Here is a 24,391-nt window from a genome sequence, read left to right on the forward strand (position 1 = left end):
GGAGTGATCCCCATGACCATCCTCGTTACCGGTGCCACCGGCACCATCGGCCGCAACGTCGTTGAACAGCTCGTCAAGCGCGGCGCCGATGTGCGCGCGCTCGTCCGCGATCCTGCCAAGGCCAACCTCCCGGCTGAGGTCACCGTCGTGCAGGGCGACCTGCTCGACGTCGACGCGCTCCGCGGCGCCTTTCGTGGAGTCTCGACCCTGTTCCTGCTCAACGCCGTCGTCCCGGATGAATTCACGCAGGCGCTGATCGCGCTCAATCTGGCCCGCGAGGCGGGCGTCGAGCGGGTCGTCTACCTCTCGGTGATCCACAGCGATCGCTATGTGAATGTGCCGCACTTCGCGGGCAAGTTTGGCGTCGAGCGGATGATCGAGCAGATGGGCTTCAACGCCACCATCCTGCGTCCCGCCTACTTCATGAACAATGATCTCACGATCAAGGACGTGGTGACCGGCTACGGCGTCTACCCGATGCCGATCGGCAGCAAGGGCCTAGCCATGATCGACGCACGCGATATCGGCGAGATCGCGGCCATCGAGCTCATCCGCCGCGAGCGGGCCGCAGCGCCGCTTCCGCTCGCACGCATCAATCTCGTCGGTCCCGAAACGCTGACCGGCGCGAAAGCCGCCGCAATCTGGTCCGACGTGCTCGGTCGCACGATCGCCTATCCCGGCGACGATACCGCCGGCTTCGAGAAGAACCTCAGGCAGTTCATGCCGAGCTGGATGGCCTTCGACATGCGGCTGATGAGCGAGCGCTTCCTCACCGAGGGAATGATCCCGGAGGCCGGCGACGTCGAGCGTCTGACCGCGCTCCTGGGCCGTCCGCTGCGCACCTATCGCGACTTCGTTTCCGGGATCGCGGCTTCGGCCTGATCACAATCCACAATCCGGCAATAAGGAATTCCGTCATGACCTATTCGACTGCCCCTGATCCGCCGAAGCTCCTGGTCCTTGGTGCGACAGGAGCCACCGGTCGCCTGATCGTCAGCCAGGCCGCCGCACGAGGCTACGACGTCACTGTGCTCGTGCGGTCCGCCGAGAAGGCGGGTGATCTGAAGGGGGCGAACCTCGTCGTCGGCGATGCCCGCGACGAGTCCGCCCTGCGCGAGGCGCTCAAAGGCCGCGACGCGGTCGTCAGCGCACTCGGCACGCCAGCGAGTCCGTTTCGCGAAGTGACGCTCTTGTCGACCGCGACGCGTTCGCTCGTGAACGCGATGAAGGCCGAGCAGGTCTCGCGTCTGATCTGCATCACGGGCATCGGCGCCGGCGACAGTGCGGGACACGGCGGCTTTCTGTTCGACAAGCTGATCTTCCCGCTGCTTTTGCGCAAGGTGTATGTCGACAAGAACCGGCAGGAGGCGATCGTCAGAGACAGCGGGCTCGATTGGGTTCTCGTTCGGCCTTCCATCCTGAATAACAAGTCCGGCAACAGCGCCGTCAGAGCGCTCACCGATCTGTCCGACTTCCATGGCGGATCCATATCGCGGGAGGACGTTGCGAGATTTGTCCTGGACCAGGTGCGCGCCGATGCGTGGCTGCATCGCTCTCCGCTGATCACGTGGTGACCGCCGGGCCCGCGCGACGCTCCCGATCAGCGGGCGTGCAGCAGCGCCAGCAGCACGACGACGGCGCAGGCGAGCGCCGCCGAGGTCAGCTTCCAGAACATCAACGGGCTGCGCTCCAGGAGGGGCGTGATCCGCGTGTCGAGATAGGCCGGATTGGGCGAGCGCAGCTCGAACACGAATTCGGACAGGTCTTCGTGCCGTTTGTAGGGATCCGGATGGAGCGCGCGCCTGAGTGCGCCATCGACCCAGGCGGGCACATTGCGATCGTCGTCAGCCGGGCGGTATTTGAGCCTGCGGACATCCGACTTTCGCCGGATCCGGGCGACCTGCGTGCCATAGGGCAGTTTTCCGGTGAGCATCTGGTAGCAGATCACGGCGAGCGAAAACATGTCGGAGCGCGGCGTGCCGCCCTGCCCAAGAAAATACTCCGGCGCCGTATACTGGACCGTTCCCAGGATTTCGTCGCCCTCGTCCTGCGGCGCGGCCTCCGCGACGCCCGCGACCCTGACCGACCCGAAATCGATGATCTTCGCAGTGCCCGTCTTGTCGATCAGGATGTTGTCGGGCCTGAGGTCCTGATGCAGCATCTCCATGCGGTGGAAGGCGCGCAGGCCCGCGGCGATCTGCTCGATGAGGCCACGGACGGTTTCGAGATCGGGGCGCGGATTGTCGATCATCCACTGCCGCAGGGTTTGCCCTTCGACGAATTCGGTCGCGACGTAGAGGTAGCTGCGCCGCCTGGACTTTGACAGCGGCTTCAGCACGTGCGGGCTGTCGATCCGCCGCGCGATCCATTCCTCCATCAGGAAGCGCTTGAGATAAGCGGCGTTGTCGCGCAGATCGATCGACGGCAGCTTGAGCGCGACCGGCTCCTCGGTCTCGGCATCGACGGCAAGGTAGATATGACTGCGGCTGCTGCCGTGGATCTCCCTGACGATCCGGTAGCCGTCGAACATCGTCCGCGGCTCCGGCAGCGGAGGCAGCGGCAGCTCGGAGGTCTGATTGAAGATGCCGGCCGGTTCGCGCTGCGGCACCGCATCGATGCGCAGGATCTGCACGGTGATGTTGTCGTCGCTGCCGCGCCGGTAGGCTTCCTCGACGATCGCCTTCGCGGCCCCGTCGAGCTCGCCTGCATGCTCGCTGAGCACGCCGGTGATGAAACGCGCGTCGACGAATTCGTAGGCGCCGTCGGTTGCGAGCAGGAAGGTGTCGCCGGCCTCGATCTCGAAATTCTGGTAGTCGATCTCGAGCTGCGGATTGATGCCGAGCGCGCGGCCGAGATAGGTCTGTTCCGACGACACGATGATGCGGTGATCGTCGGTGAGCTGCTCGAGCGCCTTGCCGGCGACGCGGTAGACGCGACAGTCGCCGACATGGAAGATGTGCGCGGTGGTCGCCTTGATGACCATGGCACTGAGGGTGCAGACATAGCCCTTGTCGCGGTCATAGGCGTATTGGCTCTTGCGCGTCTGCGCGTGCAGCCAGGAATTGGTGGCATTCAGCACGCGGCGGGCGGAGGTCTTCACCGTCCAGGATTCCGACGTGCAGTAATAGTCCATCAGGAAGCTCTTGACCGCCGACTCGCTGGCGATCTGGCTCACCGTGCTGGAGGAGATGCCGTCGGCGAGAACGGCCGCAATCCCCTTCAGGCTGAGCAGCGGCTCTTCCGGAACGAGGACGCCGTGAAAATCCTGGTTGACGGGCTTGCGGCCCTTGTCGGAGTGCTGGCCGACCGAGATCAGGAGTCCGCGGGTCATCGTCATCACCAGGAGAGGGGAGCCTCACCCTGCTCGGGCGAAGCTCCCCTGTCGAGACGTATTCGATCAGGCAACGACGCGGGGCTTGGCAGCCTTGTCGGCCTGGCGCTTCGGCAGGGTCATGACGTGCGTGGCGTAGAGGGTCATGCCAGTGAAGGCAAGGCCGCCGACGAGGTTGCCGAGCACGGTCGGGATCTCGTTCCAGATCAGATAGTCCATGATCGAGAACTTTGCGTGCAGCATCAGGCCCGACGGGAACAGGAACATGTTCACCACCGAGTGTTCGAACACCATGTAGAAGAACACCAGGATCGGCATCCACATCGCGATGACCTTGCCCGGGACCGAGGTCGAGATCATGGCGCCGACGACGCCGGTCGAGACCATCCAGTTGCAGAGCATGCCGCGCAGGAACAGCGTCGCCATGCCGGCTGCACCGTGCGCGGCATAGCCGAGCGTTCGGCCTTCGCCGATATTGCCGATGGCGGCGCCGACCTTATCGGGGTCCTGAGTGAAGCCGAACGTCGTGACGAAAGCCATCATGAAGGCGACGGTGAAAGCGCCGGCGAAATTGCCGACGAAGACGAGGCCCCAGTTGCGCAGCACGCCGCCAAAGGTGACGCCCGGCCGCTTGTCGATCAGGGCGAGCGGCGAGAGCACGAACACGCCGGTCAGAAGATCGAAGCCAAGCAGATAGAGCATGACGAAGCCGACCGGGAACAGCAGCGCGCCGATCAGCGGCTGGCCGGTGTTGACGTTGATCGTCACGGCGAACCAGGCTGCCAGCGCCAGGATGGCGCCGGCCATGTAGGCCCGGATGATGGTATCCCGGGTGGACATGAAGATCTTGGACTCGCCCGCATCCACCATCTTGGTGACGAATTCCGAAGGCGCGAGATACGACATCAATGGTTCCTTTTGCTTCGTAAGTGAGATCGACACACCCTCTGGGAGAGCGCGGCTGAACGTCGTTGGCCGTGCGGGCTGGCCGGCCGCACGAGGGCTATGGAAAGTTGGAAGCCTTGAGATTCGCGTCACGAGGATTGAGCCGGGGAGGGCCGCGAAGCAGTTGAGCTTCCGGATGCAGCCGCCAGAGGCCGCAACTATGCGGCAAGCCGCAGTCTTCGTTGACTGTTATGGAAATGCAAGTTGCGTGCCGGCCGGCTGGGTTAGAAAGATGAAGTAATATCAACGGGATGGGTCTCTGCCCGCTCTGCCTTCGTGGCAATTGTCGACCTCTTGCTTGATCTGTTGCCCAAGGTTTGTGCGCCGCACAAGGATTGGGCAGGTCGCAAATTTCAGGTGCGCAGCGCTCCTGCGGCAGCCTGCCGCAATCTCCATAACATGTTGATTATTAGTTCGTTTTCAGTCCGTCGGGCTTGGCACGAAGCTTGAATAGTTCCATGTCGACGCCATTGAAGCCGTCCCGCGAGACTTCTCATCCGAATTTGCTGACGCCACCAGACGGGGGTCTCCCCGTCGTGCGTTCGCATGCGCCAATGACGGCGCCGCCGGACGGACGGGCTGCTCGTGTGCACTGACGCCACTCAATTCTGCAACGACGCAAAGGACGACACATGACCAAGCGCACCCGCCGGCCCCCGGACAATGGGCTCAGCCGCCGCCACTTGTTGAAGGCGGCAGGCTCTACCGCCGCACTTCTTGCCGCCGCCAAGCTCAATTTCCCTGCCGGCGCCTTCGCGCAGGATTCAGGCCCCGAGGTCAAGGGCGCCAAGCTCGGCTTCATCGCACTCTCCGATGCCGGCCCGCTCTTCGTCGCCAAGGACAAGGGTCTGTTCGCCAAATACGGCGTGCCCGACACCGACGTGCAGAAGCAGGCCTCCTGGGGCACCACGCGCGACAACCTCGTGCTCGGCTCGGAAGGCAACGGCATCGACGGCGCGCACATCCTGACCCCGATGCCTTACCTCATCTCCGCCGGCAAGGTGACGCAGAACAACCAGCCGACGCCGATGTACATCCTGGCGCGGCTCAATCTCGACAGCCAGTGCATCTCCGTCGCCAATGAATACGCCGACCTCAAGCTCGGCGTCGATGCTTCGGCTTTCAAGGCGGCGCTGGAGAAGAAGAAGGCCTCCGGCAAGGCCGTGAAGGCCGCCATGACCTTCCCCGGCGGCACCCACGACCTCTGGCTCCGCTACTGGCTCGCCGCCGGCGGCATCGATCCCGACAAGGACATCGAGACCATTGTGGTGCCGCCGCCGCAGATGGTGGCCAACATGAAGGTCGGCACCATGGACTGCTTCTGCGTCGGCGAGCCCTGGAACCTGCAACTGATCCACCAGAACATCGGCTACACCGCGGTCACGACCGGCGAGCTCTGGAACAAGCATCCGGAGAAGTCGTTCGGCATGCGCGCGGCCTTCGTCGACAAATATCCAAAGGCGGCCAAGGCGCTGCTGATGGCGGTGATGGAGGCCCAGCAATGGTCCGACAAGGCCGAGAACAAGGCCGAGCTCGCCGCCATCATGGGCAAGCGGCAGTGGATGAACTGCCCGGTCGACGACGTGCTCGACCGCACCTCGGGCAAGTTCGACTACGGCATCCCCGGCAAGGTGGTCGAGAACTCGCCGCACATCATGAAGTACTGGCGCGACTTCGCTTCCTATCCGTTCCAGAGCCACGATCTCTGGTTCCTCACGGAGGATATTCGCTGGGGCAAGTACGAGGCGAATTTCGACACCAAGGCGCTGATCGCCAAGGTCAATCGCGAGGACATGTGGCGCGATGCGGCCAAGACGCTCGGCGTGGCGGCTTCCGAGATCCCGACCTCCACCTCGCGCGGCAAGGAGACCTTCTTCGACGGCAAGGTGTTCGATCCCGAAAATCCGGCGGCCTATCTGAAATCGCTCGCGATCAAGCGCGTCGAAGTCTGATGGAGCCAGCGGCCGCCCTCGGGCGGCCGCATCGTCCTCGCGAAGCCGGAGAGATCACGATGAACATGACTGCCACCAAGATCGAGGTTGAGACCGCGACGCCTGCGGCCGTTGCCGCACCGGTCGTCGCAATGACACCAAAACGCCCGCCGCGCAGCGAGACCTACGCGCGCATGGCGCGGGAGACTGCCGTGCGCGTCATCCCGCCGTTGGTCGTGATCGCGCTATTGACGCTGATATGGGAGCTGGTCTGCCGCCGCGCCGGCTCGGCGCTGCCGCCGCCGTCGAAAGTGTTCAAGGATACCAAGGAGCTGATCCTCGATCCGTTCTTCGATCATGGCGGCATCGACAAGGGCCTGTTCTGGCATCTGTCCGCCAGTCTCCAGCGCGTCGCCTTCGGCTATTCGCTGTCCGCGATCGCCGGCATCGGCCTCGGCGTCCTGGTGGGGCAGTCGGTCTGGGCCATGCGGGGGCTCGATCCGCTGTTCCAGGTGCTGCGCACCATTCCGCCGCTGGCCTGGCTGCCGCTGTCGCTCGCCGCGTTCCGCGACGGCCAGCCCTCGGCGATCTTCGTCATCTTCATCACCTCGATCTGGCCGATCATCATCAACACCGCGGTCGGCATCCGCAACATCCCGCAGGACTACCGCAACGTCGCCGCGGTGGTGCAGCTCAACCCGCTCGAATTCTTCGCCAAGATCATGATCCCGGCGGCGGCGCCGTACATTTTCACGGGTCTTCGCATCGGTATCGGCCTGTCCTGGCTCGCCATCATCGCGGCCGAAATGCTGATCGGCGGCGTCGGCATCGGCTTCTTCATCTGGGACGCCTGGAACTCGTCGCATATCAGCGAGATCATCCTGGCACTGTTCTATGTCGGCATCGTCGGCTTCGTGCTCGACCGCCTGATCGCGGGCCTCGGCAAGATCGTCACCCGCGGCACGGCGCAGAACTGAGGGAGAAGAGCACATGACCGCCTATCTGAAGCTCGACCACATCGACAAGATCTTTACGCGCGGCGCCGCCTCGACGGAGGTGCTCAAGGACATCAACCTGACGATCGAGAAGGGCGAATACGTCTCGATCATCGGCCATTCCGGCTGCGGCAAGTCGACCCTGCTCAACATCATCGCAGGATTGACCACGGCCACGACCGGCGGCGTGCTGCTGGAGAACCGCGAGGTCAACTCGCCCGGCCCCGATCGCGCCGTGGTGTTCCAGAACCACAGCCTGCTGCCGTGGCTGACCGTCTACGAGAACGTCAAGCTCGGCGTCGACAAGGTCTTTGCCAGGACCAAATCCCGTGCCGAGCGCGATGCCTGGGTGATGCACAATCTCAACCTCGTGCAGATGGCCCATGCCAGGGACAAGCGCCCGTCCGAAATCTCCGGCGGCATGAAGCAGCGCGTCGGCATTGCGCGGGCGCTGGCGATGGAGCCGAAGGTGCTGCTGCTCGACGAGCCGTTCGGCGCGCTCGACGCGCTGACCCGCGCCCATTTGCAGGACTCGGTGATGGCGCTGCATCAGAAGCTCGGCAACACCATTCTGATGATCACCCACGACGTCGACGAGGCCGTGCTGCTGTCCGACCGCATCGTGATGATGACGAACGGTCCGTCCGCGCGCATCGGCGAGGTGCTCGAGGTGCCGCTGGCGCGCCCGCGCAAGCGGCTCGATCTCGCCACCAACGCGACCTATCTGAAGTGCCGTCAGCGCGTGCTCGAATTCCTCTATGAGCGGCATCGCTTCGTCGAGGCCGCGTAAACGAACGGTTAACGCGAAAGAGGCGCGCGCCTAATTAATCGACATCCCGCTCAATCCTTGTGCGCCGCACAAGGATTGAGCGAATCGCAAATTTAGCGTGCGGAAAAGCCCTGCAAGAAATTCGGGCGATGCGAATAACATCCTGAAATCTCTGTATTTCCAGCGTGCGCGCAACTGGCACGGAAATTGAAGTGCCTTTGCGCGACGCCAACGACGACGTCCCTCAACATCATCCATCAGCATCGTGATCTCGCCACCGGGGTGAAGCCTCGGAGCGTGCCTCCGTGGCCGGAGGCAGAGCCTGCAACGACGCAGCGGTGAGCCTAGAAGGGATACTCAATGACGAAGAATCCAACCTGGATTTCAGACTGGCGCCCCGAAGATGAGGCGTTCTGGAATGCGACTGGCAAGACTATCGCGCGACGCAACCTGATCTGGTCGATCGTGGCCGAGCATATCGGCTTCTCGGTCTGGCTGATCTGGAGCATCGTCACCACCAAGCTGCCGCAGGCGGGCTTCCACTACACCACCGACCAGCTGTTCCAGCTCGTCGCGGTGCCCGGGCTGATCGGCGCGTTGATGCGCTTTCCCTACACCTTCGCGGTGACGACCTTCGGCGGCCGCAACTGGACCATCTTCAGTGCGGCGATCCTGTTCATTCCGACGCTCTCGCTCGCCTGCTTCGTGAGCCAGCCCGACACGCCGTTCTGGCTGATGCTGCTGATCGCCTCGACCGCCGGTCTCGGCGGCGGCAATTTTGCATCGAGCATGACCAACATCTCCTTCTTCTTTCCTGACCGGATGAAGGGATGGGCGCTGGGGCTGAATGCAGCCGGCGGCAATATCGGCGTCTCCAGCGTGCAACTGCTGACCCCGATCCTGATGACGCTCGCCGTCATCAACCTGTTCCAGGCGAGCCCCGTCGACGGCATCTTCCTCCAGAATGCCGGCCTGATGTGGGTGCTGCCGATCGCGATCGCGGTGTTCGGCGCGGTGTTCTTCATGAACAACCTCACCACGGCGAAATCGTCGGTGAAGAACCAGCTCGCGATCGTCAAGCGCAAGCACACCTGGATCATGGCCTATCTCTATATCGGCACGTTCGGGTCCTTCATCGGCTATTCGGCTGCGTTTCCGCTGCTGATCAAGACCCAATTCCCGCAAATCACGATCGCGATCGCGTTCCTGGGGCCGCTGGTCGGCTCGCTGTCGCGGCCGCTCGGCGGCTGGCTTGCCGACAGGATCGGCGGCTCCATCATCACGTTCTGGAATTTCATCCCGATGGCGGGTGCCACGGTCGGCGTGCTCTACTTTGTCGGGCAGAAGGATTTCATCGGCTTCCTGTCGATGTTCCTGATCCTGTTCGTGACGACGGGCATCGGCAACGGCTCGACCTACCGCATGATCCCGTCGATCTTCCGCGAGCAGAACCTGTTCAGGGTGCGCGGCAAGGGTGATGCGGAGCGCGCGGTCGCCTTGAAGACGGCGAGCATCGAGAGCGGCGCCGCGGTCGGCTTTATCGGTGCCATCGGCGCCGTCGGCGGCTATCTGATCCCGACCGGTTTCGGCAAGTCCATCGCGCTGACGGGAGGACCGCAGCTCGCGCTCGCGATCTATCTCGCCTTCTACGCCTCCTGCCTCGGACTGACCTGGTGGTTCTACCTGCGTCGCAGCCCGCAGGGCGAAGGCGCAGGAAGCCTTGCCGAAGCAAGGGTCTAATACTTGGTACGAATCTCGCTTCTCCCCGTACGCGGGGAGAAGTCTCTCTGATGACGTTTGACCCATGAACTTTTTCCGCAACGGCGCGGACGAAGGCAGACCGAAACAGACAGGAGAACATCATGACGCCAGAACAGATCACCCTCATCCAGCAGAGCTTCGCCAAGGTCGCGCCGATTTCCGCGCAGGCCGCCGTGCTGTTCTACGATCGCCTGTTCGAGGTGGCGCCGTCCGTGCGCGCGATGTTTCCCGAAGACATGACCGAGCAGCGCAAGAAGCTGATGGGCATGCTTGCCGCCGTCGTCGGCGGCCTGTCGAACCTGGACTCGATTCTTCCTGCGGCCTCCGCGCTCGCCAAGCGTCACGTCGCCTATGGCGCCAAGGCCGAGCACTATCCCGTGGTCGGCGCGACCTTGCTGTGGACCCTGGAGAAGGGCCTTGGCGAAGCCTGGACGCCCGAACTCGCCACGGCCTGGACCGACGCCTACGGCGTGCTGTCCGGCTACATGATGTCCGAGGCCTATGGCGCGCAGGCGCAGGCCGCCGAATAGGAGATGCCTCGTGAGTGAACCGCTGGTCATCGTCGGTAACGGTATGGCGGCCGCGCGTCTGGTCGACGAGCTCGCCAAGACCTCGCTCGGCCGCTACGCGGTCGCTGTGATCGGCGAAGAGCCGCGGCTCGCTTACAACCGCGTGCTGCTCTCCTCCGTGCTGGCCGGCGAGACCGGCTCGCACGAGATCGAGCTCCGGCCGGCGGACTGGTGGCGCCATCGCGGCGTCACCGTGCGCTACGGCTATCGCGTCACCGAGATCGACACCGGCCGCCGCGAGCTCAAGATCGAAGGCGAGGAGAGCATGGAATATTCCAAGCTCGTGCTCGCGACCGGCTCGACGCCGCTGCGGCTCAACGTGCCGGGCGCCGATCTTGCCGGCGTCCACACCTTTCGCGACACCCGCGACGTCGATCTGCTGCTCACCCTTGCGGCGGCGAAGAAGCGCGTCGTCGTGGTCGGCGGCGGCCTGCTTGGGCTCGAGGCGGCCTATGGCCTCGCCAAGGCCGGCGCGCCGGTGACGCTGCTACATCTGATGGACCGGCTGATGGAGCGGCAGCTCGATGGACCGGCCGCCGATCTGCTCAAGACCCTGGTCGAACGCAAGGGCATCCGCATCCTGCTCAACGCTTCGACGGCGCGCATCCATGGCGAGGGCCATGTCGAAGCGGTCGAGCTCGCCGACGGCAGCCGCATCGCGGCCGATGCCGTGATCTTCGCGGCGGGCATCAAGCCCAACATTGCGCTCGCCAGGGACGCCGGCATCGCGGTCAACCGCGGCATCGTGGTCAACGACGAGATGCAGACGGCGTCGCCCGACATCTATGCACTCGGCGAATGCGCCGAGCATCGCGGCACCTGCTATGGCCTGGTCGAGCCGGCCTATGAGCAGGCGCGGGTGCTGGCGCGGCATCTCGCCGGCCGTCCTGCCGCCTATCAGGGCAGCGTGGTCTCGACCAATCTGAAGGTGTCCGGCGTCAGCGTATTCTCGGCCGGCGACTTCATGGGCGGGGAGGGCAGCGAGAGCCTCGTGCTCACCGATGTCAGGCGCGGCTCCTACAAGAAGCTCGTCATCGCCGACGGCCGCCTCACCGGCGCGGTGCTGATCGGCGATACCGTCGATGCGCTCTGGTATCTCGAGCTGATCCGCAATCGCGACAAGGTCGCGGCGATCCGCACCGACATGATGTTCGGCCGCGCGCTCGCGCGTCCTTCCAAGGCGGCTTGACCAGCCAGCTTGATAAGGCAGTTCGATATGACGGCAATCGATCCCACGCTCCGCGCCACCAAGACGACATGTCCCTACTGCGGCGTCGGCTGCGGCGTGCTGGCAACGCCCGACGGCAAGGGCGGCGCGGCGATCGCGGGCGATCCCGACCATCCCGCCAATTTCGGCCGGCTATGCTCCAAGGGCTCCGCGCTCGGCGAGACTGTCGGGCTGGAAAGCCGGCTGCTCTATCCGATGATCCGCTGCAAGGGCGTGCTGGAACGCGTCGCCTGGAGCGATGCGCTGGATCACGTCGCCCATCGCATGCAGCACATCGTGGCGCGCGACGGTGCCGACGCGGTGGCGTTCTATCTCTCCGGCCAGCTGCTCACCGAGGACTATTACGTCGCCAACAAGCTGATGAAGGGCTTTGTCGGCACCGCCAATGTCGACACCAACTCGCGGCTCTGCATGTCGTCCTCGGTCGCCGGCCATCGCCGCGCCTTCGGTGCCGACACCGTGCCGGGCTGCTATGAGGATCTCGACCAGGCCGATCTGCTCGTGTTCGTCGGCTCGAATGCGGCCTGGTGCCATCCGGTGCTGTTCCAGCGGATGCTGAAGAACCGGCAGGACCGCGGCGCGCGGATGATCGTGATCGATCCGCGCCGCACCGACACCGCGAGCGACGTCGACCTGTTCCTCGGCTTGAAGCCCGGAACGGACACGGCGCTGTTCTCCGGCTTGTTCGTCCACCTCGCCGACAATGGTGCGCTCGACCAGGGTTACATCGCGAGCAACACGTCGGGATTCGACGATGCGCTGGCGCGCGCGCGCAGCATCGCCGGCAGCGTCGCTGCGACCGCGCTGGCGACGGGCCTGTCCGAGCAGGACGTCGCCATCTTCTTCAGGATGTTCCGCGAGACGCCGCGCGTCGTCACGCTCTATTCGCAGGGCGTCAACCAGTCGGCGCAGGGCACCGACAAGGTCAACGCCATCCTGAACTGCCATCTCGCCACCGGGCGCATCGGCAAGCCGGGCGCCTCGCCGTTCTCGCTCACCGGCCAGCCCAACGCGATGGGCGGCCGTGAGGTCGGCGGCCTCGCCAATATGCTCGCCGCCCACATGGGCTTCACGCCGCCCGACATCGACCGCGTGCGCCGGTTTTGGAATGCGCCGCGCATCGCCACCCATGAGGGGCTGAAGGCGGTGCAGTTGTTCGAAGCGATCAATCGCGGCGAGGTCAAGGCGCTCTGGGTGATGGGCACCAACCCCGCGGTGTCGCTGCCCGACGCGGACTTGGTGCGCGAAGCGCTGAAGAAGCTCGAGCTGTTCGTGGTGTCCGAGAACGTGCTCTCCAACGACACCGTCGAGGCCGGCCCGCACGTGCTGCTGCCGGCGCTGGCCTGGGGCGAGAAATCGGGCACCGTGACCAATTCCGAGCGCCGCATCTCGCGCCAGCGCTCGTTCCTGCCAGCGCCGGGCGAGGCGCGCCCCGACTGGTGGATCCTGAGCGAGACCGCAAAGCGTCTCGGTTTCGGCGACAGTTTTAACTACAAATCCGCCGCCGACATTTTTCGCGAGCACGCCGCGCTCTCGGCGTTCGAGAACAATGGCAGCCGCGATTTCGACATCGGCGCGCTGACGTCGCTGTCTGACGACGCCTTTGACGCCTTGAAGCCCGTGCAATGGCCGGCGCGCGAAGGACAGACTCCGGGCGAACGCTTCTTCGCGACCGGCGGCTTCTTCACCAACGACGGCAAGGGCCGCTTCGTCGCGCCGGAGGTGCCGGCGCTGCGCGGCGAAACCGGGCCGTCGCGTCCGCTGCGGCTCAACACCGGGCGCATCCGCGACCAGTGGCACACCATGACCCGCACGGGCCTCAGCCAGCGGCTCGGCGCGCATCTGCCCGAGCCGTTCGTCGAGATCCATCCTGATGACGCCAGCAAATTCGGCATCGTCCATGACGGCTATGCCCGCATCACCACCGACTACGGTCAGTGCATCCTCAAGGTCGTCGTCAGCGACCGCCAGCAGCGCGGCACGCTGTTCGCGCCGATCCACTGGAGCGCGATGAACGCCTCGCATGGCCGCGTCGGGGCGCTCGTGCAGTCTTACACCGACCCGTTCTCTGGCCAGCCAGAATCGAAAGCCACGCCGGCGGCGATCTCGCCTTATGAATACGTCTTCCGCGGCTTTGCGCTGTCGCGCAAACAGCTCGATCTGCCGCCGAACCTGCTGTGGACCCGCGTCACGGTCGCCGGCGGCTTCGGCTATCTCTTCGCCGACAACGCCGATCTGTCGCGCTGGCCGGCCTGGCTCGATGGCGTCGCCGGTGAGGACGTTGCCGACTATCGTGATTTCGGCGGCGGCGTTTATCGCGCGGCATCGTTCGCCGGCGACCGCATCGAGACCTGCCTGTTCGTCGGCCCCGCGCACGACGCCGGCGACTGGGAGGTGGTGAAGAGCCTGTTCGTCGCCGACCACGTCACCGACGACCAGCGCCGCATGCTGCTGTCGGGCAAGTCGACTGAGGGCGCCGCCTCGACCGGCCCCATCGTCTGCGCCTGCTTCGGCGTCGGCCGCGGCACCATCTGCGACACCATCGCCGGCGGTGCGCGCACCGCCGCCGAGATCGGCGCCAGGCTCAAGGCCGGCACCAATTGCGGCTCGTGCATCCCGGAGCTGAAGCGCCTGATCGCGACAACGGACGTGGCACCCGCGAAGCAAGCCAAGCTCGCGGGCGCGGCGGGGTAGAGACGACGTTCTCGGTCGCCGCTGTATACTCCGCTCATCGCCCGGCTTGACCGGGCGATCAAGTACGCCGAGACACCTGTGATTAAGCGGCGAGGCTGCAGCGTACTGGATTCCCCGCTTTCGCGGGGAATGACAGTGAGGGTGGAGCGCCATCCCTTGCGCCCAATCGACGTGCCGGCGATTGTGCCCTATGGTGCCGCGCTTCCCCAATCAACACCCATAAAAACAATGATGTACCTGGAAACGCCGCCGCGCCTGATCGAGACCGCGATCTTCTCCGCCATGCCTGACAAGTTCCGCCGCAAGGGCGAGCGGACGGATTGGGCCGATGCCAACCGGCCGGGTGTGCCGACCGACAGCTTCATCGAAGGACCGTCGTTCGACAAAGACGGCCATCTCTACATCGTCGACATTCCCTTCGGTCGCATCTTTCGTATCGCGCCAGACGGCGAGTGGTCATTGGTCGCCGAATACGAGGGCTGGCCGAACGGGCTGAAGATTGCCGCGGACGGCCGCATCCTAGTGGCCGACTACATGCACGGCATCATGGAGCTCGACGCCAATGCCGGGCGCATCAAGCCGATCCTGACTTCGCGCAACTCGGAATCCTTTCGCGGCTGCAACGATCTGCATCTCGCCTCCAATGGCGACATCTATTTCACCGATCAGGGCCAGACCGGCCTGCACGATCCCAGCGGCCGCGTCTATCGGCTCGCAGCGAACGGTCGGCTCGATTGCCTGATCGATACCGGCATCAGCCCGAACGGCCTGGTGCTCGACCCCAGCGAGACGGTGCTGTTCGTCGCGATGACGCGGGACAACGCGGTGTGGCGGCTGCCGTTCATGAAGGATGGCAGCGTGTCCAAGGTCGGCCGCTTCTGCTCGCTGTTCGGCACCAGCGGTCCTGACGGCATGACCATGGACGCCAAGGGCCGCCTGTTCGTCGGCCACGCCTCGCTTGGCCATGTCTTCGTGTTCGCGCCGAACGGCGAGTTGGTCGCGCGGATCAAGTCGTGCGCGGGGCCGAATTGCACCAACGTTGCCATCGGTGGTGCGAAGAAAGATCGTCTCTATATCACGGAGTCCTCGACCGGCAGCGTGCTGGTCGCGGACATCGGCGGATTGAACTCTTGAGCTTGATGGTGGTTGCCTGAGCGAAAGAGCGGCATCGGAGCGAACATGAACGCAAAACCCTTCGGCAAAACCGGCGCCAACGTCTCCGTCATCGGGCAGGGCACCTGGTATCTCGACCATGGCGACCGCAAGCGCGCGATCGCGGCGCTTCAGCGCGGGCTCGATCTCGGCATGACCCACATCGACACCGCGGAGATGTATGGCGACGCCGAGCTCGTCATTGCCGATGCGATCGCGGGACGACGCGACGAGGTGTTTCTCGTGTCAAAAGTGCTGCCGAGCAACGCCTCGCGGCGCGGCACCGTCACGGCGTGCGAGCGCTCGCTGAAGCGGCTCAAGACCGATCGTCTCGATTGTTATCTCCTGCACTGGCGCGGGTCCTATCCGCTGGAAGACACCGTCGCCGCGTTCGAGGAGCTGGTGACGGCGGGCAAGATCAAATCCTGGGGCGTCTCCAATTTCGACGCCGACGATCTCGACGAGATTCTCGACGTTGCCGGCGAGGGTAACATCGCCTGCAATCAGGTGCTTTATCATCTGAAGGAGCGCGCAATCGAGCATGCGGTGATTCCGTGGTGCGAGCAGCACGGCGTCGCGGTGGTCGCCTATTCGCCGTTCGGGCACGACGATTTTCCGGATGCGCGCAGCAAGGGCGGCGCCGTGCTCGCGCGCATTGCGGACGCGCGTCGTGCGACACCGCGTCAGGTCGCGCTGAGCTTCCTCACCCGTGCGACTACGGTGTTCGCGATCCCGAAGGCGTCGTCCGCGGAACATGCGGGCGAGAATGCGGCCGCTGGCGATCTCGCGCTGACGAAAGACGAGATTTCCGCGCTCGATGCGGCGTTTCCGCGCGGTCCGAAGCCGCGCAGCCTGCCCATGCTGTAATGCACAAGCGCCTATTATTAATGGAGTCTTGACGCGCGCGGACGTCTGCGCATATCGGCATCCTGTTTTCGGAAGTTGTGAAAGCGGCGCATTTGTCGTTTTTTACATCCGTTCCCGAATCGTATTTCCCAGGTTCCAGCCGTGACACCGCCGCCCGCCGCAGCCGCAAGGCTCGACAGTATTCCAATGCCCGTGCCGGAGAAGAAGCAGAAGGCTCGCCGCGCGCCTGCGCGCGTCGATCATCCCTTCAAGGGCATTGCGCTGGTGCTGCTGTCGACGATCTTCCTCGGTTGCTCGGACGTCACCGCGAAATATCTCTCGACCAGTCTGCCGTCGATCGAGATCACCTGGATCCGCTTCGTCACCTTCGCGCTGATGTTCACGCCGGTGATGCTGCCGGGCTCGCCGTTGCAGGCGATGCGCACCGAGCGCCTCGGCCTGCAACTGATGCGCGGCGCGGCGCTGCTCGGCTCCTCGCTGTTCTTCATCACCGGTCTCCGGTTTCTTCCCATCGCGGAAGCCTCCGCCACCGGCTTCGTCTCGCCGCTGTTCGTCACCGCGCTGTCGATCGTCTTCCTGAGCGAGAAGGTCGGGATGCGCCGCTGGATCGCGACAGCGATCGGCCTGACCGGCGTGTTGATCATCCTGCGGCCGGGCTCGAGCGCGTTTCATGCCGCGGCCTTCTTCCCGATCGTCTCGGCGTTCTGCTGGGCCGCGGCGCTGATCCTGACGCGCATGATGAGCGGGCGCGAAGCGGTGCTCACCACGATGGCGTATTCGGCGCTCACGGGCGTTGCGATCCTCAGCGTCATGGTGCCGTTCGTCTGGGAGACGCCGAGCTGGAGCGCGATCGGGTTCGGCATCGTGATCGGCGTCGCGTCCACCGTCGGCCAGTGGATCATCGTGCTGGCCTATCGCTACGGCGATGCCTCGGTGCTGGCGCCGTTCTCCTATACGCAGCTGCTGTGGGTCAGCATTTTGGGCTTCTTCCTGTTCGGCGAAGTGCCCGACGTCTGGACCGTGACCGGCGCCGCCTTCATCGTCGCCAGCGGCCTCTACATCGCCCATCGCGAGCGTATCCGCCGCGCCCAGCTCCTGGTGCTGGAAGAGCGTTCCCCGAACCCCTGACGCAAGTTCGCGCGCCCTGTTACGTGCTATCAACGGCTCCAACAAAAATGGGAGGAGCCGGATGCGTGCTGCGATTTTCAGGAACGGTGAGATTGTCGTTGGCCAGATGGCCGAGCCGAAGCCGGGCAACGGCCAGGTTCTGGTCAGGACGCTCGCCTGCGGCATCTGCGGCTCCGACCTGCACGCGCGCCAGCACGCACCCCGCATGGTGGAGATGGCCAGGAAGACCGGGCGACCGCCGATGGATCTGTCGCGCGACGTCGTGTTCGGTCACGAATTCTGTTGCGAGATCGTCGACTACGGCCCCGGCACTGAACGCAGGCTCAAGCCGGGGACGCATGTCTGCTCGCTGCCCGCGCTGCTGACGCCGGAGGGCATCAAGGGCATCGGCTATTCCAACGACTTCGTCGGCGGCTACGCGGAGCAGATGATCTTGAGCGAGCCGCTCCTGCTCGAAGTACCGAACGGTCTTGCGCCGGAACATGCCGCGCTGACCGAGCCGCTCGCGGTCGGCGTTCATGCTGTGGCAAAAGCCAATATCCAGGGCGGCGAGGTGCCGCTCGTGATCGGCTGCGGCCCGGTCGGGCTCGCGGTGATCGCGGCGTTGAAGCTCAAGGGCCTGCACCCGATCATTGCGGCCGATTATTCGCCGGCGCGGCGCGCGCTCGCGGCCAAGCTCGGTGCCGATATCGTGGTCGATCCCAGGGTGTCGCAGCCCTATGCGACCTGGGCCGAGCATGCGCAGATGTCGGACGCAGAGAAGGCGGCGCGGCCACCGTTCCAGGCCATGCTGCCGGCGCTGAAGCCTGCCATCATCTTCGAATGCGTCGGCGTGCCCGGCCTGCTCCAGCAGGTGTTCGAGGGCGCGCCGCGAGACGCCCGGATCGTCGTGGTCGGCGTCTGCATGGAGAGCGACAGGAACGAGCCGATGCTCGGCATCATGAAGGAGCTCAACGTCCAGTACGTGCTCGGCTATACGCCGGACGAATTCGCGGCCTCGCTGCGTCTGATCGCGGAGGGGCAGGTGGACGCCGCCGCGATGGTGACGGCGGAAGTCGGCATCGACGGGGTCGCAAAAGCCTTTGCTGACCTCGCCAACCCCGAGGCGCACACCAAGATCATCGTGCAGCCGTGGCGGTGACGGTGCGGCCGCGACGGCGGTGCGCTCCCTCTCCCGCTTGCGGGAGAGGGTTGGGGAGAGGGTGTCTCCCCAGTGGGATTCTCCAAGAGGAGAAAGCCCTCACCCGCGCCTGCGGCGCGACCTCTCCCGCAAGCGGGAGAGGTTAACGGCGGGCAGCTACCCTCAATATTTCGACGGCACGTACATCTCCGGCGGGATCGGGCCGCGGTGATAGTCGGGATTGCGCACGCGCGGTGGCAGCACGACCGGCACGCGCGCGACTTCCTGGTACGGCATCTGGCTGAGGAGATGCGCGATGCAGTTGAGGCGGGCGCGCTTCTTGTCGACGGCATCGACGATCCACCACGGAGAGTCGGGCAGATGCGTGTGCTCCAGCATCGTCTCCTTGGCCTTGGTGTAGGCTTCCCAGCGGCTGCGCGCCTCGACGTCCATCGGGCTCAGCTTCCACTGCTTCAGCGGATCCTTGATGCGCATGGTGAAGCGGAATTGCTGCTCGTCGTCGGTGATCGAGAACCAGTATTTGACCAGGATGATGCCGGAGCGGATCAGCATCCGCTCGAACTCCGGCACGGTCTGGAAGAATTCCTGGTATTGCGCGTCGGTGCAGAAGCCCATCACGCGCTCGACACCGGCGCGGTTGTACCAGCTGCGGTCGAACAGCACGATCTCGCCGCCGGCCGGCAAATGCGACACATAGCGCTGGAAATACCATTGCGTGCGCTCGCGCTCGCTCGGGGCGGGGAGCGCTGCGACGCGGCAGATGCGGGGATTGAGACGCTGGGTGATGCGCTTGATCACGCCGCCCTTGCCGGCGGAATCGCGGCCCTCGAACAGCACCACGACCTTCTTCTTCTCGCTCTGCACCCAATCCTGGAGCTTGACCAGCTCGCCCTGGAGCCGGAGCAGCTCCCGGAAATAGAGCTTGCGATCGACGGTCGCACCGGGCGTATCGGTCTCGTCCAACAGCTCGTCGAGACGGGCATCGTCAAGCTCCATCTCCAGCTCTTCGTCGAGGTCGTCGGTCATTTCCCGGATGATGCGCTCGCGTTTGGCCATTTCAGGGGTGCGGTCGGATGCGGTCATGGGTCCTTCTTTCGGCAGGGTGCCTGTCGCCCGTGACCATCGGCGGGGTTTATTGCGGCAATGTGACAGCCGCCCCCATCACACCGGCAGCGCGATCGAATACTTCACCTGGCTCAGCGCGAAGCTGGACTCGATCGAGGCGATGCCGTCGAGCCGGGTCAGCTTGGTCTTCAGGAAGGTCTCATAGGAGGCGAGGTCGGCAGCGACGACGCGCAGCAGATAGTCGCGGTTGCCGGTCATCAGATAGCATTCCAGGACCTCGTCCCATTTCGAGATCGCCCGCGCAAAGCGGTTGAGATCCTCCTCCTTCTGCCGCGCCAGCTTGATCGAGATGAAGACGCTGACATGCAGCCCCAGCGCCTTCTGATCGACGGTCGCGATATAGCGCGAGATGACCCCGCGCTCCTCCAGGAGCTTGACCCGGCGATGGCAGGGCGAAACCGACAGCCCGACCTTGTCGGCGATCTCCTGCATGGTCAGCCGGCTGTCGTTTTGAAGCAGGGCGAGGATCTTGCGGTCGATGGCGTCGAGCTCGGGCATTGGGATGGAACCTGTATGGAATGGCATTCAATTGGTAAAATATCCCAATATTTGAGGGTATGGCGCGAAAAATTGAGAAGTTTGGCCCTGTCCTCAGGCGTATCATCGAGGCCTCGTTTCCGGGAGCTTTGCCATGCCCGTCGATACCGCCCGTCTCGACACATTGACCGCGCTGGCCCGCAAGGCGCTGTGGCTGTCGTCATGGACCATCCATCACGCCAACCACATCCGCCCCAATTCGGACGGGCTGAAGGTCGGGGGACATCAGGCCTCGTCGGCCTCGCTCGCGACCATCATGTCGGCGCTGTACTTCCACGTGCTGAGACCTGAGGATCGTGTTGCGGTGAAGCCGCATGCGAGCCCGGTATTCCATGCCATCCAGTATCTGTTCGGGCGGCAGAGCCGCGAGAAGTTGGAGAATTTTCGCGGCTTCAAGGGCGCGCAGTCCTATCCCTCGCGCACCAAGGACGTCGACGACGTCGATTTCTCGACCGGCTCGGTCGGCCTCGGCGTCGCGCAGACGCTGTTCTCCTCGCTGGTGCAGGACTACGTCAAGGCGCATGGCTGGATGAAGGATCGCCGCGAAGGCCGGATGATTGCCCTCGTCGGCGACGCCGAGATGGACGAGGGCAACATCTGGGAGGCGCTCGCCGAGGGCTGGAAGCACGGCCTGCGCAACACCTGGTGGGTGGTCGACTACAACAGGCAGTCACTCGACGCCGTCGTCCGCGAAGGGCTCTGGGAAAAGTTCGAGACCATGTTCCGCAATTTCGGCTGGGACGTCGTCATCGTGAAATACGGCCGCCTGATGCGCGAGGCGTTTGCGGAAGCAGGCGGCGAGGCGTTGAAGCGCTGGATCGACAATTGCCCGAACGCGCTCTACGCCGCGCTGTGCTTCCAGGGCGGCGCCGCCTTCCGCAAGCATCTGCACGACGAGATCGGCGATCAGGGCCCGATCACGAGGCTGATCGACAAGCGCAGCGACGAGGAGCTGTTGGCGCTGATGTCGAACCTCGGCGGTCACGACATGGCGAGCATGCTGGAGGCGTTCGAACAGATCGACCACGATCGCCCGGTCTGCTTCATCGCCTACACCATCAAGGGCGTCGGCCTGCCGTTCCAGGGCCACAAGGACAACCATGCCGGCCTGATGACGGTCGCGCAGATGGAGACATATCGCGAGAGCCAGAACATCCGGCCCGGGCACGAATGGGACAGATACGAGGGCCTCGCGCTAGCTCCCGCCGAGCTCGATGCCTTCCTCGCGCGCGTGCCGTTCAACCAGGACGGCCGCCGGCTGACCGCGCCTGTGGTCGAGGTGCCCCAGCAGCTCGCGTTCAAGCCCGCGCCGCAGATGTCGACCCAGCAGGGCTTTGGTCTCGTGCTGAACGAGATCGCGCGCGGCGACAGCGAGCTGGCCAGGCGCATCGTCACCACCTCGCCGGACGTTACCGTCTCGACCAATCTCGGCCCCTGGGTGAACCGCCGCGGCCTGTTCGCCCGCGCGGAGAAGGCCGACTTATTCCGCAGCGAGAAAATTCCCTCCACCTTCAACTGGGATTTCTCGCCGAAGGGCCAGCATCTCGAGCTCGGCATTGCCGAGATGAACCTGTTCATCATGCTCTCGGCGCTCGGCCTGTCGCACCAGATCAACGGCGAGCGGCTGCTGCCGGTCGGCACGCTCTACGATCCCTTCATCGAGCGCGGGCTCGATGCGCTGAACTATGCCTGCTACCAGGATGCGCGCTTCATGGTGGCGGCAACGCCCTCAGGCATCACGCTCGCGCCCGAAGGCGGCGCGCATCAATCGATCGCAACGCCCTTGATCGGCATGGCGCAGGACGGGCTCGCCTCGTTCGAGCCGGCCTTCGTCGACGAGCTCGCCGTGATCATGGCCTTCGGCTTCGAGCACATGCAGCGCGATCCGGGCGAGGGCGGCTCCCTGTACTTGCGGCTCTCGACGCGCAGCATCGAGCAGGCGCAGCGGATCATGACGCCGGAACTTCAGCAGGGCATCACCGACGGCGCCTATTGGCTGCGGAAGCCGGGTCCGAATGCCGAAGTCGTGATCGCCTATACCGGCGCGGTGGCGCCAGAGGCGATCGAGGCCACCGGCTTCATCGGCGAGAGCCGGCGCGACATCGGTCTGCTCGCGATCACGTCGGCCGATCGCCTCCATGCGGGCTGGACCGCCGGACGAAAATTGCGGCGCGATCGGCGCGGTGTGCAGCATCTCAGCCACATCGAGAAGCTGCTCGCGCCGCTGCCGCGCGACTGCGGCATCGTGACCGTGATCGACGGGCATCCGTCGGCGCTCGGCTGGCTCGGCAGCGTCCGCGGCCATCGTGTCGAGGCGCTCGGCGTCGAGCAGTTCGGCCAGACCGGCACGATTGCTGACCTGTATCGGCACCACGGCATCGATGCCAACGCCATCATCGATGCGGCGGAAAGCCTCACCACCGGCGCGCCGGTGTTGCATCGGAAGATGGCGGTGTAGCGAAAGTAACCGGGGCGATAATGCGCGCCCCGGAATGACGGCTGCTCCGCCTTGCCGTGTTCCCGCCATCGGCTCATATAAGCTCTGTCCGCCGCAACGCTGGCCCCGCATATGGCGGGTTCAACTGCCGGCGCTTTCGTGCAAGGATGCCTGCCGAAACGCCCCCACCATGCCCCCAAGAAGAGGTTAACGATGGTCAATCGCATGCAATTCTACATCGACGGCGCCTGGGTCGATCCCGCCGTCAAGAAGTCGACCGCCGTGGTCAATCCGGCGACGGAAGAGGCGATGTACGAGGTTGCGCTGGGCTCCAAGGCCGACGTCGACAAGGCGGTCGCCGCTGCCAAGCGCGCCTTTGCGACCTTCTCGCAGACCAGCCGCGACGAGCGTGTCGCGCTGCTCACCAAGGTCATCGAGATCTACAAGGGCCGTCTGAAGGAGATCGGAGCCGCCGTCTCCGACGAGATGGGCGCGCCGCTGCCGATGGCGGAGAAGCTCCAGGCCGGCGCCGGCCTCGGCCATCTCATGACCACGCTCGACGTGCTCAAGAACTATCATTTCGAGGAGCCGGTCGGCACCGCCATGGTGCTGCGCGAGCCGATCGGCGTGGTCGGCATGATCACGCCCTGGAACTGGCCGCTCAACCAGATCGCCTGCAAGGTCGCGCCCGCGCTCGCCGCCGGCTGCACCATGATCCTGAAGCCCAGCGAGTTCACCCCGACCTCGGCTTTGATCTTTGCGGAAATCCTCCATGAAGCCGGCGTGCCGAAGGGCGTGTTCAACCTCGTCAACGGCCTCGGCCCCGAGGTCGGTGCTGCCATGAGCGAGCACCCCGACATCGACATGATCTCCTTCACCGGCTCGACCCGCGCCGGCATCGACGTGGCCAAGCGCGCGGCACCGACCGTGAAGCGCGTCAGCCAGGAGCTGGGCGGCAAGTCGCCGAACGTCATCCTCGAAGGCGCCGACCTCACCAAGGCGGTGACCGGCGGCGTGATGCACATGTTCAACAACTCCGGCCAGTCCTGCAACGCGCCCTCGCGCATGATCGTGCCGCTGTCGAAGATGAAGGACGTCGCCGCGATCGCGAAGGCCGTCGCCGACAAGACCAAGGCCGGTGATCCCCGCGCCGAAGGCACCACCATCGGCCCGGTCGTCAACCGCGGCCAGTGGGACAAGATCCAGGGCCTGATCAAGAAGGGCATCGACGAGGGCGCAACGCTCGTCGCCGGCGGCCCGGGCCTGCCCGAAGGCGTCAACAAGGGCTTCTATGTCCGTCCGACCATCTTCGCCGACGTCACCCCCGACATGACGATCGCGCGCGAAGAGATCTTCGGACCGGTGCTGACCATCATCGGTGCCAAGGACGAAGCCGATGCCGTGCAGATCGCCAACGACACGCCATACGGTCTTGCCGGTTACGTCACGGGCGCTTCGGTCGAGGACGCCAAGCGCGTCGGCCGCCAGATCCGCGCCGGCAACGTCAACCTCCAGGGCATGCCCAACGACCGCACCGCGCCGTTCGGCGGCTACAAGCAGTCCGGCAACGGCCGCGAATGGGGCAAGTACGGCCTCGAGGACTTCCTCGAAGTGAAGGCCGTCGCCGGCTTCAACGCGGCGTAAGGTTTCGCGGCTGAACAAATGAAACGCCGGAGCGGACAGCCGCTCCGGCGTTTTTTGTTTTGTCGACGTGCCTCGGCAATGCGAGGTGCCGTAGGGTGGGCAAAGCGAAGCGTGCCCACGTCTTCGTCCGCGACGGC

General features: G+C 64.8%; 19 protein-coding genes. 15 read left to right on the forward strand and 4 right to left on the reverse strand.

All coding sequences use genetic code 11. The features are described 5' to 3' along the window. Positions 1-12: 12 nt before the first annotated feature. Both I3J27_RS10390 and I3J27_RS10395 read left to right on the forward strand, forming a co-directional pair. Complete coding sequence (locus I3J27_RS10390) at positions 13-882, forward strand: SDR family oxidoreductase (protein WP_270168367.1); 870 nt, start codon at positions 13-15, stop codon at positions 880-882. 35 nt (positions 883-917) lie between these two features. Then, the gene (locus I3J27_RS10395) at positions 918-1,574 is read left to right on the forward strand and encodes an NAD(P)-dependent oxidoreductase (protein ID WP_270168369.1); all 657 of its coding nucleotides are present in this window, start codon (positions 918-920) and stop codon (positions 1,572-1,574) included. A 26-nt stretch (positions 1,575-1,600) separates the two neighbouring features. Here the strand turns inward: I3J27_RS10395 and I3J27_RS10400 are convergent, their stop codons facing one another. Continuing rightward, positions 1,601-3,337 (reverse strand): bifunctional protein-serine/threonine kinase/phosphatase, encoded by a 1,737-nt coding sequence (locus I3J27_RS10400; protein WP_270172675.1) that lies wholly within the window; start codon positions 3,335-3,337, stop codon positions 1,601-1,603. A gap of 60 nt (positions 3,338-3,397) precedes the next feature. Next, a complete protein-coding gene (locus tag I3J27_RS10405; protein ID WP_270168371.1) occupies positions 3,398-4,237 on the reverse strand; it encodes a formate/nitrite transporter family protein in 840 nt (279 codons plus the stop codon). A 671-nt stretch (positions 4,238-4,908) separates the two neighbouring features. On the opposite strand from I3J27_RS10405, the gene I3J27_RS10410 reads away from it, so the two are divergent. From I3J27_RS10410 to I3J27_RS10460, 11 genes are all read left to right on the forward strand, one after another. Next, positions 4,909-6,228 carry a CmpA/NrtA family ABC transporter substrate-binding protein gene (locus I3J27_RS10410; RefSeq protein ID WP_270168373.1) on the forward strand — a complete coding sequence of 440 codons (1,320 nt, stop codon included), beginning with the start codon at positions 4,909-4,911 and terminating at the stop codon, positions 6,226-6,228. 59 nt (positions 6,229-6,287) lie between these two features. Continuing rightward, the gene (gene ntrB / locus I3J27_RS10415) at positions 6,288-7,184 is read left to right on the forward strand and encodes a nitrate ABC transporter permease (RefSeq protein WP_270168375.1); all 897 of its coding nucleotides are present in this window, start codon (positions 6,288-6,290) and stop codon (positions 7,182-7,184) included. Between the two features lie 13 nt (positions 7,185-7,197). Next, positions 7,198-7,992, forward strand: a complete 795-nt coding sequence (locus I3J27_RS10420) for an ABC transporter ATP-binding protein (protein WP_270168377.1) — start codon at positions 7,198-7,200, stop codon at positions 7,990-7,992. Positions 7,993-8,331: 339 nt separating this feature from the next. Then, positions 8,332-9,711 carry an MFS transporter gene (locus I3J27_RS10425; protein ID WP_270168379.1) on the forward strand — a complete coding sequence of 460 codons (1,380 nt, stop codon included), beginning with the start codon at positions 8,332-8,334 and terminating at the stop codon, positions 9,709-9,711. 122 nt (positions 9,712-9,833) lie between these two features. After that, positions 9,834-10,262 carry a globin family protein gene (locus I3J27_RS10430; protein ID WP_270168381.1) on the forward strand — a complete coding sequence of 143 codons (429 nt, stop codon included), beginning with the start codon at positions 9,834-9,836 and terminating at the stop codon, positions 10,260-10,262. A 10-nt stretch (positions 10,263-10,272) separates the two neighbouring features. Further along, entirely contained in the window at positions 10,273-11,490 is a 1,218-nt protein-coding gene (locus I3J27_RS10435; RefSeq protein WP_270168382.1) for an NAD(P)/FAD-dependent oxidoreductase, read from the forward strand. A gap of 27 nt (positions 11,491-11,517) precedes the next feature. Continuing rightward, positions 11,518-14,223, forward strand: a complete 2,706-nt coding sequence (locus tag I3J27_RS10440) for a nitrate reductase (protein WP_270168384.1) — start codon at positions 11,518-11,520, stop codon at positions 14,221-14,223. 231 nt (positions 14,224-14,454) lie between these two features. Beyond that, entirely contained in the window at positions 14,455-15,357 is a 903-nt protein-coding gene (locus tag I3J27_RS10445; protein ID WP_270172677.1) for an SMP-30/gluconolactonase/LRE family protein, read from the forward strand. 45 nt (positions 15,358-15,402) lie between these two features. Then, entirely contained in the window at positions 15,403-16,242 is an 840-nt protein-coding gene (locus I3J27_RS10450) for an aldo/keto reductase (RefSeq protein ID WP_270168386.1), read from the forward strand. Between the two features lie 186 nt (positions 16,243-16,428). After that, a complete protein-coding gene (locus I3J27_RS10455) occupies positions 16,429-17,370 on the forward strand; it encodes a DMT family transporter (RefSeq protein ID WP_270172680.1) in 942 nt (313 codons plus the stop codon). A gap of 61 nt (positions 17,371-17,431) precedes the next feature. After that, a complete protein-coding gene (locus tag I3J27_RS10460) occupies positions 17,432-18,511 on the forward strand; it encodes a zinc-binding dehydrogenase (RefSeq protein WP_270168389.1) in 1,080 nt (359 codons plus the stop codon). 162 nt (positions 18,512-18,673) lie between these two features. On the opposite strand, the gene ppk2 is transcribed toward I3J27_RS10460, so the two are convergent. Continuing rightward, positions 18,674-19,594: a polyphosphate kinase 2 gene (gene ppk2, locus I3J27_RS10465; RefSeq protein WP_270168391.1), complete on the reverse strand. Its 921-nt coding sequence runs from the start codon at positions 19,592-19,594 to the stop codon at positions 18,674-18,676. 78 nt (positions 19,595-19,672) lie between these two features. Continuing rightward, complete coding sequence (locus tag I3J27_RS10470) at positions 19,673-20,134, reverse strand: Lrp/AsnC family transcriptional regulator (RefSeq protein ID WP_270168393.1); 462 nt, start codon at positions 20,132-20,134, stop codon at positions 19,673-19,675. 133 nt (positions 20,135-20,267) lie between these two features. Between I3J27_RS10470 and I3J27_RS10475 the strand changes: the two genes are divergently transcribed. Both I3J27_RS10475 and I3J27_RS10480 read left to right on the forward strand, forming a co-directional pair. Further along, positions 20,268-22,631: a thiamine pyrophosphate-binding protein gene (locus tag I3J27_RS10475; protein WP_270168395.1), complete on the forward strand. Its 2,364-nt coding sequence runs from the start codon at positions 20,268-20,270 to the stop codon at positions 22,629-22,631. Positions 22,632-22,823: 192 nt separating this feature from the next. Continuing rightward, positions 22,824-24,254: an aldehyde dehydrogenase family protein gene (locus tag I3J27_RS10480; protein WP_270168397.1), complete on the forward strand. Its 1,431-nt coding sequence runs from the start codon at positions 22,824-22,826 to the stop codon at positions 24,252-24,254. The last annotated feature ends 137 nt before the right edge of the window (positions 24,255-24,391 follow it).

This window comes from Bradyrhizobium xenonodulans (assembly GCF_027594865.1).
Taxonomy (GTDB): Bacteria; Pseudomonadota; Alphaproteobacteria; order Rhizobiales; family Xanthobacteraceae; genus Bradyrhizobium; species Bradyrhizobium xenonodulans.